Below are 12,705 nucleotides of genomic sequence, written 5' to 3'. Positions count from 1 at the left end.
ACTGTTATCGATTTAACCGGCGCTTTGATTTGAAGGCGATGGTATCAAGGCTGGGTTACATGGCTGCGCGAACCTGCCCCATGCCAGCAAGGCTTCTCAAGCTGGCTGAGCCACAGTGGTAATCAGGTAGACAATAGCAACTGCACACAAACCAACAATGTTGATTTGATGCGCAGGGTTATGGAGAACGACTCATGTCACACGCTTCAATACGCTTCGGCCCGATTGGAAATAACGCCTTACATGTCGTGATTGATATGCAAAAATGTTTGCTGAATCCGGAAATTTTTACTGTGCCGGTCTGCAAGCGATCGTACCGGTTATCGCCAAGATAACGTGCTGTAAAATGCAGAGTACGGTATTCACCCGCTTTATTCCGCCCCAGCCCAATAAGTCGACGGCTTCGCAGTGGCAGGCACATTATCATCAATGGCTGGCAGAGGATTTTGGACAACTTTCGCCAGAACAATATGACCTGATCACGCCTTTGGATCAGCTTTCTCAGCCGGACAAGGTCATAGAAAAAAACACCTATTCAGTCTTCGAAAGCCCAGCATTCCAGGCAATATTGAACCAACAGCGGCCTGACACCCTGATATTTTCAGGCGTAAAAACCAACTATTGCGTATTGGCCAGCGTGCTGGCATCCGTAGACCATGATTACCGAACCATTGTCGTGACCGACGCGGTTGCCGGCTCATCGGATCAAACACAGCACGCTGTGCTGGACACCCTTCTGCCCCGTTTTATCCATCAGGTCGAGCTGGTTACCGCTGACACTCTGTTGCAGCACTGGCATTACGGATAAACTGAACAGTCACGCATCTGTGCCGGTGACAGTCATTCTCTTTGAGCCCTTCGCGTGGAATTGAGGTAGGGTAAAAAGAACGCAGAAAAACACAACTTCATGGATGAAGCATGACCATTACGAAACCACTGCTCCTCGTCCTACTCTTCCTGCTCCTGACAGGATGCGGCAAGCCACTCCCCGAGAACCGGATGAATTACGCCGGCTATTGGACCAGCAATAACATGGTTATCGCCATTCATCCAGACGGCACGGTGAACTACCAACGTATCCAAGGTCGTACGACAACCACCGTAAATGGCCCCCTGGCCGAGTTTGTGGGGGATGACTTTGTGGTCGGCATTGGATTTCTGACCACAACCTTCAATGTGTCAGAACCACCTACCCAGGCGGATGGCATCTGGCAGATGACCGTCGACGGCGTTCGCCTGACCAAAGGCGAGTCACCAGAGGAGCCATAATATTCGTCGGCCCGACAGACCACCCGATTTTCAGCCTGTCGTGTTGTCTGGATGCCGGTATACCGTTTCATCCACAACACTGCCTATATCAATGTAAGCAGCGGCTGATTCAGCCATGATGCCCTCCTTCACAACCAACACCTGGCCGATTTCCCCATGAGCACACTTTGCAAAACCTGTGCTAATCGCAACACCATCCAGTGCGGCTCTGCCACCTGTCAGGTGCGTCTACAGCGTACCTTACGGGCAATTGAGCGGCACCAGCAGCGCCAGCAGGAAGCGATGGGGCGAAATGATGTGACTGCCATTACCCGTCATCAACAGGCGATAGACCGGTTACAAGAGAAACTTGTTCTGCTGCAATGAGCATCCATGCGCTACTTTTACAGGGTCATTCTCCATTCATACAACCGGAAAATACCCTGCCATCATGCACATTAAAAAGAATATATTTCGATTATATCTTCTTTTACTGTTTATATTTTTTGCGTCAGCCTGCTCCGACACGAGCATTAGCGGGCCACAGTTTTCAATTTCAGTCGAATTATCTGAATGGGCCAGCGCAGAATTGAAAGCCCTGCATGAAAAAATTATCGTGGTCGCCTATTTTGATGGCGACAGCAAACACATCGTCGACCAAACGATCCCGTCCCTTCGCGCCGTCTATTTAGGCAGTACTGAAATCGTGATCAAACCGGGCAAGATTGCACGGTTTTCCAATATCCAGTTTTCGGAGTGCGATTATCAGCACCTGCAGAATGGTCGTTACAACGTCACTATCAATGTCTATCCCAACAACCGCGAGCAGATGAGAAATGCCCTGCGTTGCACCACGCTCACAGGGCTCAGTTCGGAATTCGATGGTCAGACACGGACGGTAAAATGCCGACTCATGAACGAGTGGAATGACAGCGATATCCCTGAGATTCACTCACGCCACGAGTTGCTTCATCCTTCACACTGTCCGCCAGCCCTTGATGCTGACATGCTCACTGCGTCTGTGGACGATTACGGGGTTTTCTGGCGGCCGGCTTGAATACCTTGGGCTTTCCACTCGTTTTGCGGGCTTGTCCAGGACGAGATGCCGCTTCTTTACCCGTGTTCGGTTGCTTCGGCTTTTTGGGCTTTTTGGGCCGCGGTGGACGGGTGTCCAGACGGGATTCCGGCACATCGTGCACAGGCTCAAAACCATCAATCAGCTTTCGTGCCAGCACCTGCCGTGTCAGCCGTTCAATATCAGACAGTTGCTTGAATTCATCGGCACTGACTAACGAAATCGCCTGACCACTGGCTCCAGCTCGACCGGTCCGGCCAATACGGTGCACATAATCTTCCGGTACATTGGGCAGGTCAAAGTTGACGACCTGGGGTAACTGGTCAATATCCAACCCACGGGCAGCAATATCGGTTGCCACCAGAATGCGGATAGCCCCCGCCTTGAAATCTGCCAACGCTTTGGTACGTGCGCCCTGACTTTTATTACCGTGGATAGCCGCCGCCTTGATACCCTCACCGTCCAGATGACGGGTCAGCTTGTTTGCACCATGCTTGGTGCGTGTAAACACCAACACCTGTTGCCAGCGGTTCTCATGAATCAATTGGGTCAGCAAAGCAGACTTCTGCTTTTTATCCACCGGACACATCCACTGCTGTACTTTTCTGGCAGTACTGTTAGGCGGATTGACGGAAATTTCCACCGGTTCATGCACCAGCCCCTTGGCCAGCTTCCGGATATCATCCGAGAAGGTCGCTGAAAACAGCAGGTTCTGACGCTTGGCCGGCAGAATCGCAAGAATCTTACGGATATCATGGATGAAGCCCATATCCAGCATGCGGTCGGCTTCATCCAGCACCAGCACTTCCAGCTGGTTGAATTTCACGGCGTTCTGGTTGTAAAGATCCAGCAACCGGCCTGGCGTTGCCACCAGAATATCGGCGCCGCGACGCAGCTTCATCATCTGTGGATTGATCTTCACGCCACCAAACACCACGGTGGAACGCAGCGGCATATGCTGACCATAGGTTGCCACACTGTCACCTACCTGGGCCGCCAGCTCACGGGTCGGCGTCAGTACCAATGCACGCACCTGGTTGGACTGAGTCCGTTGCCCCTGCGACAGAAGCTCAAGGATGGGCAGGGTAAAACCGGCCGTCTTGCCCGTTCCGGTCTGGGCTGCCGCCATGACGTCCTTGCCTTCAAGAATGGCAGGTATTGCCTTGGCCTGGATCGGCGAAGGCGTTTCATAGCCCTGCTCAGCAATGGCCTGAAGGATGGGGGCAGATAGTCCCAGGGAGGCAAAGCTCATAATTTCTCTCTGTATTGCACATTAAATAACCAGCCCGGCTGGAGGCCGTGCAGCCTACAGTATCTGCCAGTCAATTACTATTATTGCTTTGCCTTACCGACGAAGGTTAAGACTCAACTCCATCGGCAAAGTCCTTGCTTTCGAAACATGGTATGTAAAGGCACTTGTGTCTATGCTATCGCGGATAGATTACTGATCTTGGCCATGCAGCCCCTATAGCGGATAGTGACTGTCCAAAGCGAGCATAAACCATGTCTACACCGGCACCAGACCGAATCCTGCAAACCGGTTTGGCCTTCTGGTCGTCAAAAGTCCTGTTGAGTGCCCTGGAACTGGATCTCTTTACCGAACTGGCAAAAGCCCCTGGCAACCTGAAAGGTTTGACTGAGAGGCTAAGGCTCCACCCACGCGGCGCTCAGGACTTTCTTGACGCCCTGGTGTCCATGGGATTTCTGGAACGGCACGAGGGACAATATCAAAACACCGAAGAGACAGCGCTCTTTTTAAACCGAGATCATCCGTCATACATTGGAAGTATTCTTGAACTCGCCAATCATCATTTATACCCGGTTTGGGGGCGATTGACTGATGCCATCAAATCCGGGAAACCCCAACATGATTTCGCTGATGGAAATGAAGATGTTTACAGCATTTTGTATGAAGATGATGACAAACTCGCCCAGTTCATAAGCGCCATGAGCGGAGTGAGTAAAACTTCAAATGGCAGTATTGCCCGCCAATTCCCCTGGGCCCATTTTAAGACGTTCGCTGATATCGGTACCGCCGAGGGAGATCTCGCCATACAGGTTGCATTGTCCCATCCCCACTTAACCGGGGTAGGCTTTGACCTGGAACGTATTGCCCGCTTTTTTAACCAGAATGTTAGCCAGCACACACTCAGTGACCGGCTTCATTATGTCTCTGGTGATTTCTTTGTAGACCCCTTTCCCCGTGCAGATGTCATTCTAATGGGACATATCCTTCACGGCTGGGACATGAGCAAAAAACAAATACTCATTAAAAAAGCGTTTGAAGCGCTTCCAGAAGGTGGAGCATTGGTGGTGTATGAATCCTTGATTGACGATGATCGCCGGGAAAATACGCATGGATTACTGATGAGCTTGAACATGCTGGTTGAAACACAAGGCGGCTTTGACTTTACCGGTGCAGATTGCTGCAGCTGGCTGGAAGCGGCAGGATTTAGCGAAACGCGAATCGAACACCTGCAAGGCGCAGATTCCATGGTGATAGCGATAAAATAGAATGGCTAGTCTTTCCATCGATTAACAGCATAATTCGCATACATTGATGTGTAGATAAAAGCGCATTTTGCCCGCCAAACATTGCACAATATACACCCACCGTTCAACGAAGCCTTTTTCCATATGCCCCACCACCAATATCCTCCAAAAGAAACAAAAAAACCTCAAAAACAACAAATAAAATAAGGTTAAAAATACAATCGTTTTTTTTGAAAAAAAACAAATGGAACGAATTCAAGCCAACAAGGTCATATATATAGTAATACCTGAAACATGACTTAAATCATCCGGAGACCCGCAATGATTGATCCATCCTCCATGAGTCGCCATGGGCAGCGAACAGGCAGTAGGGATTAGAACACAAGCGAAACCCGCCCATTTGGTACAAGAAACATAAGAATAACCTCTCCCTCAGAAGCCGCGTTTCTTACCTGGTGCAACAGGGTCCTTACATTCTTCAAATTACTCTTTACTTGTTGCTGTTGGCGCCCTGCACGACAAGTCAATGAAGAGGAACAATCGCTGCTTCCCTCGTTAAGCGTACAAAGAGACGACACATTGCATGTTTCTGAAACAACGCTCAGTTCAATAAATCCTGAGGAGTATGAAGAAGAATCACGAGCGCAAGGCATTCACAGTGATGTAGAATCTAACGCCGATCCCTCTCGCAGTAATAGCTTTCAGAATTTAGCCGATTTATCCGCATCATCCGGCGATGATGAAGAACTGTTGACCGGGACGGGAGAAGGCATATCCAATACCGTTATTGAAGGATCATCAGATAAGGAAGTGATGACTTTACCATCAACCGCTGTGATACATACTCCATCATCCCGCAGGCCAAGCTCTGAACTGCGGGTAACAACCGGTGGCGATATACCTGTTCATGAACAGGGCGCAGCTGCCTTTGTTCCAGTAGACACAACTGCACCATCGGCTGCTATAACAGACGCTCACATTGCCGAAAATGCACCGCGAGAACCAACACCCAGCACCAGTACAGTCCAGCTGGACAACCAGCCAATAACCACTCAAAGAGTTTTCACTTTATTTATTACACCGCCAGCTGGCTCTGTTCAAACTAAGTGTTGTTTTACCCAATGAATAGAAATCTGATCTAAAAAGCCTTCTTCTGAGAAGATATGGGTCTTTAAATATCGCTTCCAAGCCAGGTAGCGAGAGAGATATTTTGTTGCTACGCCGTTGAAGAAACCGTTAAGCCAACGCTTCAAGTCACTGTGATATGCATTGACCGTCTGGATGTGGTACACGCCTTCCTTCACGTATTGGCCGTTTTTCGCAACCAGTGTTTTGGTGTTGATCCCGAGTCGTTTGCCTAAATTGTCATGAGACAGGTGCCCATCAGTACACAGGGTGCTGCCTGCCTGAATATGCCCACATAAATGCTCATGAATTTCATCGGTGCTGACATGGCTCAGTACGGCATCAATGACATGATGTTCACGGTCGCAGGCTACCATGACCGGCACTTGCTTAACGGCGTCATGCTTCAGGCCTGCGTCCGGCTTCGAGCGATGACGCCTAATCCGGCCTCCGCGACACCGGGCGGGTACAGGCAGGTCTCGTTGGCCTTTGTGGGACTCACGGAAAAACGTTTCATCCTCCTCGGAAATGCCTGTGAGATCCCCGTAATGATCGGTTTCAACGACAGCCATCAAACGATGGCGAAGGTGGAATGATGTGTTCAGGGATACACCGCATTTCCTGGCCGCTGGACGGAGGGTAGTGCTGCCATTCATGCATTCCACGTATGCATCCAGCTTGTCGCGGACACGCAAATGCGCCAGAGGTGTGCCGGTCATGGCATTGAATGTGTGCCTGCACTGTTTGCAGCGATAACGCTGATGTCCTGATTTCTGACCCCAGCGTTTGATCGATTCACTATGGCAATGAGGGCAAACAGGATGCCGGCCAAAGTAAAACTTGAGCCTTTCGAGCAGGCAGGATTCCTGTCTGTCTTCTGATCCCTTTGCAGGTACCGGAGGAAGAGCTTCTCGGAGAATCGTGATTTGGTCTGGAGACATCAGAGGAATGGATTTCAGGATGTCGTCAAATGATTGCTGCTGCATGTCTCACCTCTCAAGTGCAGAGTGGAATAGACGCACTGAGCAGTATAGTCAGAGATGACAACACTTAATGTGAACAGAGCCCCGCCAGCTGTTGTGAACAAGGACGCCGTAGATAAGATGAGTGAGGCTGTTAATATTGAAAAAACCAAGGTTGAAGACGAACTGCTACAGAAATTCTTTAACTTTATTCAATCACACCATCCCGATATAAAGCTTAACAAAGCTTATATCGATATTAGTGATGAAGCAATTACTAAAGAAGAGCCTCTCATAGTTCCATGCCGACACACGGATAGAATAGGAGCCAACTTTGACAATGCATATAAAAGAAGAAACATACGCATTAAAACTCCTACCATGTGCATAATATTTCACCACACCGAACCTAATCAAACAACTCAACGCATATACGGATACAGTACTAGAGCAGAACATGTAGTAAATATGATTGATGCTCTCTATGATATTAAAACATCTGAAATTTATGAGTGCGAGTATAATCAAAAAGCGGCACGAGATTTTGTAGATCATTTTAAAAGCATATCTATATCCTAAAAAGACATTAAAAGTAAAATACAACACATATATCAGTGTGACATTGCCAAAGCCACCCTCAGCATAGGGATCGACCAAGTAAAATATTACCTGACCATTACTGGGTTCAATAGCTCTACTCACATTAATAGAATAGAAAACAGTTTTTATATAACATATAAGAGATATCTAGAAGATTGGTAATGAATCAGATCCGTTGATTACGTATATATAACAGCCGCTGATCATGGTTATGCTACGCATTTTGAATTATGGCTGTCATTGACGTTGTATGCCCCCACTGTGGAAGCATTGATGGTGTTGTGAAAAACGGTAAAGCGGAGTCCGGACTGCAACGCTATCTCTGCCGACACTGCAAACGCAGCTTTCAGCTCGATTTCATCTATAACGCTAACAAACCGGGCGCCCACGAACGGATTAAGGATATGGCGATGAATGGCTCGGGAGTCAGGGATACGGGCCGGGTACTCGGAATCAGCCCAACCACCGTCATCAGCCATCTAAAAAACTGGCGCCACCGGGCGTGACATCTCAGCCTTTTGAAGGGGAAAAGCAGGTGTTGATCTGCCAGATGGACGAGCAATGGTCGTTTGTCGGCAATAAGGGGAACCAGCGCTGGCTGTTCTATGCCTGGGAACCTCGTTATCAGAAAGTCATTGCTCATGTGTTCGGCCGCAGGACAAAGGCAACGCTGAACAGACTGATAGCACTGATCAAACCCTATAAAAATTCAGGTTTTACTGTACGGATGACTGGCATCCACACAGCACGGAACTGTCGGAAGACAATCATGTTGTCAGCAAACAGTTTGCCCAGAGTCTTGAAAGAAACAATCTGACGCTGCGTACCCGGATTAAACGGCTGAATCGAAAGACTATCTGCTTCTCCCGTTCAGAGGATCTACACGACAAAGTCATCGGAGAGTTTATCTCCAGAATGTGGTATCAACCGGTTTGAAACATGACCAAAACTTGTTCAATCATCTATCTATTTCTGTCAGTATCAGCAACAAAATAAACCTAAAATCTAAATCATAAGAACCAACCATTCTGTTAGAAATCAAATATGCATGTCTATTGGAGGTTTTTTTATGGATACAAGCTTGGCTACCACTGCAAAGAAAACAACAGAAGCTTCAGAAGAGAGAGACGATTTATCATTAAAGCAAACCGTCAACCTAAATAATGGCCTGACTGTAAGAGTTCATGAAAATTACACAGATAATGACCGTTTCACATGCTGCGTCTGTTTAAATTTAAAACCAAAAATTGTTAAATTCAGAGAATGTAGCCTTGAAGAACGCAACACGATCATTCACGACGTCTGTTCAAAATGCTATATCAAATTAAAATACAATCACTCTTTTGTAAGAGACACTGACAATATCTCACAAACGTTTATAAAATGTCCTTTATGCAGGAGGGATATTAATACAGCAACAATAGTATCCTGTGAGAATGTCGATTTAGACTTAAATAAAATTTCAGTCACATGCCCTATGGTAAAATGTAAAGAGCTCGTTCCACTACCAGTTTTTACAGAACATTTCATTCAACACACGAGACAAAACCTGCAACCACTTAACGAGATATTCCTTACAGATAACAGCTGGAATAAACCATGGACATTAGGCTCTCGTATTGAGTTCAGCCAACTATCATCTTATTTCTGCCATTATCTTGTGGATAACAGCACAACCCAACATTTATTGTCTCATTGTGAAAAATTGACTCAACATCAGCAACACTATCTAGCTGGATTACTTACCGCAGTATACAGCAAAAAACTATCAAACTTAAAAGATTGTTATTTACATGCATATAGACTCAACAAGAGAAACATGCCAAAACTTGCAGCTATGACAGTATTTCTCTACGCCTATCAACAGGCTAAAAGCACAGATAAACCCATAAATAAATATCTTTTAACAACTGCCATAAAATATATGCACCATGATAGAAACCGAAGTTATTTACATCTACGTTTACAGGAGATATTACTTCTTAGTAGGCGAATAGCAGATACCGAACGTGCTATGTTGCAAGGCTATTGTTCTCTGATGATGCTTTTTAGCTTACCTATTGACCTTTTTTACACTGATATAGCTGTAAAATATGCATTAGCTTCAACAATTTACATAACTGAATTCGATAGAGAGTTCCGTGCCAATGTTATGGCTTCTCTCATGTATCAAAATGAGCAGGGGAGGCGTTCCTTATCCGAGCTACAGCAATATTTAATTACACCCGGCAGACTTGAGGGGCATATGAATGCTTTGCCCGGTGCTCTATCCCGCTGCATCATACTTTAATAAATATCAGATCCAAAAAGTTATTATTTATATGCACACTGCCTTAATGGATATTTACTATGAATTTGTCTTCTACATCTCGCATTACTCAGTGGGTTAGCGGCCTTTCTTCTTCAAGAACTGAAGGAGGAAGATCACCTTCTCGCAGTATCGAAACAGTGACTGAAACAATAGAGATGAAATTCACTTCTGGAATTAGGCAGTTAACTAAACCTCTTGAAGATTTAACAGCCTCTGACAAAACCCGTACAGTGAAAGAACCTGATATTGAAAAGCACGCTATAAAAGCTTACAAATTCACACACAAGAAGATGGGAGATAGAATCAGGAAGGCGTTAAACAAATGATTTGAGGCAGTAATTCTGGCGCTGATACAAAAAACAAAACACATTCACTCTGATAAAATGAAAATCAACATCGAAGAAGATATAAAAACAAATAACAGAGAAGTTGAAGTTGCTGCAACTTTCATTAATACAAACCAAACACAAATAGAGGTAGAAACACTGCAGGAATTATCAGAGAAAACCATGAAAGCAATGGAAATTGACAGCAGCATAAGAGTTTCATTATTACCACTGGCAGAGGCACTAGATATGGCAATTGTTATTAATATCTCACTAATCCAAGCATAAAATAACAACATAACTCATAGCTAAAACAATACTTTTCAAGCGCCTTAGAGAAACAAAAAAACTTTAGGCTTTTATCGTCATCCAATCCAATAGTGAGTCAATTTTACTTGTAATCCCCGGAGCCGTGCTCCACGGCTTCGAGGATACGTAGATACCTCTAAACCCGCGAAATGAGAAACATTTCATGCGTTAGATCAATTCTGCATATCTGAACTTCTGTCACCATCGTCCCCCTCTGCAAGGTAGCGAATAACGACCTTAACCTAGGGGGCTCCCGGTTCCATGAAGTCTGATATCGAGATATCTCGTAGTGCACGCCTGTTACCCATCACTGATGTTGCAGCCCAGCTCGGTCTAGAGCACCAGGACATAGAACCTTATGGCCACTATAAGGCCAAGGTGCGTATTGATTCCCTCAACAAATTACAAGACAGACCGGACGGTAAACTGGTGCTCGTCAGCGCCATCACACCGACACCGTTTGGTGAAGGCAAGACCGTTAACACCATTGGTCTGACCATGGGCCTGTCGATGCTCGGCCGGAAAGCGATCAGCTGTATCCGCCAGCCCAGCATGGGTCCCGTCTTTGGTATCAAGGGTGGTGCAGCCGGTGGCGGTTACGCCCAGGTTGTCCCGATGGAAGATTTCAACCTGCACCTGACCGGTGATATTCACGCCATTACCAGCGCCCATAACCTGGCCTCTGCCGCACTCGACAGCCGCCTGTATCACGAAGAACGCGAAGGCTATGAAGCCTTCGAACAGCGCAGTGGCCTGTCCGCACTGAAAATCGACAAGGACCGTATCGTCTGGCGGCGAGTTGTTGACCACAACGATCGCGCCATGCGTACCATCACGGTCGGCCAACCCGGCAACACCACCGGCGAGAACATGAACGGTGTGCCCCGCGAGGAAGGCTTCGACATCACCGTCGCCTCCGAGCTGATGGCCATCCTGGCCCTGACCGACAGCATCCAGGATATGCGTCGGCGGATTGGTAAAGCGATCCTGGCCTATGACCTGGATGGCAAGCCCGTCACCGCCGAAGATCTAAAAGTGGCCGGTGCGATGACCGCCATCATGAAAGACGCCATCAACCCTACCCTGATGCAAAACCTGGAAGGCGGCGCCTGCCTGATCCACGCTGGCCCCTTCGCCAATATTGCCCACGGCAACTCCTCCATTCTGGCCGATCGCCTGGCGCTGAAGATGGGCGACTATGTCGTCACCGAAGCCGGCTTCGGTTCTGACATGGGTCTGGAGAAGTTCTGCAACATCAAGGCCCACTACTCCGGCAAGACACCGGACGTAGCGGTACTGGTCTGCTCCCTGCGCGGTCTGAAATCCCATTCCGGTCTGTTTGACCTGAAACCGGGCAAGCCGCTGGACAAGGGTATGATTGAGCCGAACCAGGAAGCGCTGGAAAAAGGCGTCTGCAACCTGCAGTGGCACATCAACAACGTGAAGCGCTATGGTCTGCCCGTGGTGGTTGCCGTCAACCGCTTCCCTGATGACACTAAAGAAGAGCTGAACTGGTTGCTGGAACAAGCCCGTGAATTCGGCGCCACCGGTGCGGCCATCAGCGATACCTTCCGCTTCGGCGGCGAAGGCGCCATGGCGGTGGCCAGCGAAGTGGAACAGGCCTGCAGCACGCAGCCTGCGCAATTCCAACGTCTCTATCCGCTGGACGCAGGTTTACAGGACAAGATCAGCACTCTGGCGACCAAAGGGTATGGTGCCGCAACGGTGAACTTCTCCGAGAAGGCTGCCCTGCAAATTGCCGAACTGGAAGCCCAGGGCTATGGCAACCTGCCGGTCTGCATGGCGAAAACGCCGCTGTCCATCTCTCACGACCCAATGCTGAAAGGCACGCCGGTAGGCTTCGACTTCCCGGTCCGTGAGGTTCGCGTGTCAGCGGGTGCCGGATTTGTCTACATTCTCTGTGGCCAGATCATGACCATGCCAGGTCTGGGCTCCAAGCCTGGTTACATGAATATCGATATTGACGACAATGGCCACATCACCGGCCTGAGTTAATCGATTGTGCCTGCTCGATGACGCCATTCCGATACCCGGATGCGGAATGGTGTCATCGGGCCTTTGGTCTTCACGCTCACTCCGTGGTTTGATCATCTGAACCCTGTGTCGTCAAGCCTGAATACGCACGAACTGCTGCGACAATTACTGACCACCCAAGACTACCATCAGCCGCCCCTGCCGTTATAATTGCCGACCTGTTTCACATCCATGAGCGCACCATTGTTTACCGGCTCCTTC

13 protein-coding genes and 2 pseudogenes are annotated in these 12,705 nt (G+C 48.1%); 13 read left to right on the top strand and 2 right to left on the bottom strand.

What is annotated here, in order from left to right:
- The 5 genes and pseudogenes from KHS78_RS07105 to KHS78_RS07085 form a co-directional block, all read left to right on the top strand.
- Nucleotides 1-122 (top strand): annotated as a pseudogene (locus KHS78_RS07105) (IS1595 family transposase); the annotation flags it as partial.
- A 143-nt stretch (nt 123-265) separates the two neighbouring features.
- Entirely contained in the window at nt 266-808 is a 543-nt protein-coding gene (locus KHS78_RS07100; protein WP_211826639.1) for a cysteine hydrolase family protein, read from the top strand.
- A 110-nt stretch (nt 809-918) separates the two neighbouring features.
- Entirely contained in the window at nt 919-1,269 is a 351-nt protein-coding gene (locus tag KHS78_RS07095; protein WP_211826637.1) for a hypothetical protein, read from the top strand.
- Between the two features lie 156 nt (nt 1,270-1,425).
- Nucleotides 1,426-1,635 carry a hypothetical protein gene (locus tag KHS78_RS07090; protein ID WP_211826635.1) on the top strand — a complete coding sequence of 70 codons (210 nt, stop codon included), beginning with the start codon at nt 1,426-1,428 and terminating at the stop codon, nt 1,633-1,635.
- Between the two features lie 64 nt (nt 1,636-1,699).
- A complete protein-coding gene (locus tag KHS78_RS07085) occupies nt 1,700-2,305 on the top strand; it encodes a hypothetical protein (protein WP_211826633.1) in 606 nt (201 codons plus the stop codon).
- On the opposite strand, the gene KHS78_RS07080 is transcribed toward KHS78_RS07085, so the two are convergent.
- A complete protein-coding gene (locus KHS78_RS07080; protein WP_211826631.1) occupies nt 2,259-3,575 on the bottom strand; it encodes a DEAD/DEAH box helicase in 1,317 nt (438 codons plus the stop codon). The genes KHS78_RS07085 and KHS78_RS07080 overlap by 47 nt on opposite strands.
- A gap of 251 nt (nt 3,576-3,826) precedes the next feature.
- Here KHS78_RS07080 and KHS78_RS07075 point away from each other — a divergent pair, with 251 nt between their 5' ends.
- The gene (locus KHS78_RS07075) at nt 3,827-4,837 is read left to right on the top strand and encodes a methyltransferase (protein ID WP_211826630.1); all 1,011 of its coding nucleotides are present in this window, start codon (nt 3,827-3,829) and stop codon (nt 4,835-4,837) included.
- Between the two features lie 558 nt (nt 4,838-5,395).
- Entirely contained in the window at nt 5,396-5,941 is a 546-nt protein-coding gene (locus KHS78_RS07070) for a hypothetical protein (protein ID WP_211826628.1), read from the top strand.
- Here KHS78_RS07070 and KHS78_RS07065 read toward each other — a convergent pair.
- On the bottom strand, nt 5,914-6,927 hold the full coding sequence (locus KHS78_RS07065) for an IS1595 family transposase (RefSeq protein ID WP_211826626.1): 1,014 nt from the start codon (nt 6,925-6,927) through the stop codon (nt 5,914-5,916). The genes KHS78_RS07070 and KHS78_RS07065 overlap by 28 nt on opposite strands.
- Before the next feature lie 54 nt (nt 6,928-6,981).
- Here KHS78_RS07065 and KHS78_RS07060 point away from each other — a divergent pair, with 54 nt between their 5' ends.
- The 6 genes and pseudogenes from KHS78_RS07060 (at nt 6,982) to KHS78_RS07035 (ending at nt 12,465) form a co-directional block, all read left to right on the top strand.
- Entirely contained in the window at nt 6,982-7,482 is a 501-nt protein-coding gene (locus tag KHS78_RS07060) for a hypothetical protein (RefSeq protein ID WP_211826624.1), read from the top strand.
- 251 nt (nt 7,483-7,733) lie between these two features.
- A pseudogene (locus KHS78_RS07055) lies at nt 7,734-8,439 on the top strand (IS1 family transposase).
- A 133-nt stretch (nt 8,440-8,572) separates the two neighbouring features.
- On the top strand, nt 8,573-9,793 hold the full coding sequence (locus KHS78_RS07050) for a hypothetical protein (RefSeq protein ID WP_211826610.1): 1,221 nt from the start codon (nt 8,573-8,575) through the stop codon (nt 9,791-9,793).
- A gap of 59 nt (nt 9,794-9,852) precedes the next feature.
- A complete protein-coding gene (locus KHS78_RS07045; RefSeq protein ID WP_211826609.1) occupies nt 9,853-10,140 on the top strand; it encodes a hypothetical protein in 288 nt (95 codons plus the stop codon).
- 57 nt (nt 10,141-10,197) lie between these two features.
- Nucleotides 10,198-10,428: a hypothetical protein gene (locus tag KHS78_RS07040; protein WP_211826607.1), complete on the top strand. Its 231-nt coding sequence runs from the start codon at nt 10,198-10,200 to the stop codon at nt 10,426-10,428.
- A 282-nt stretch (nt 10,429-10,710) separates the two neighbouring features.
- On the top strand, nt 10,711-12,465 hold the full coding sequence (locus KHS78_RS07035) for a formate--tetrahydrofolate ligase (protein ID WP_211826605.1): 1,755 nt from the start codon (nt 10,711-10,713) through the stop codon (nt 12,463-12,465).
- Nucleotides 12,466-12,705 lie beyond the last annotated feature (240 nt).

Source organism: Kistimonas asteriae, assembly GCF_018263925.1.
GTDB lineage: Bacteria > Pseudomonadota > Gammaproteobacteria > Pseudomonadales > Endozoicomonadaceae > Kistimonas > Kistimonas asteriae.
Note: the sequence above shows the minus strand (reverse complement) of the source record. Positions and strands in the feature narration are given on the sequence as shown.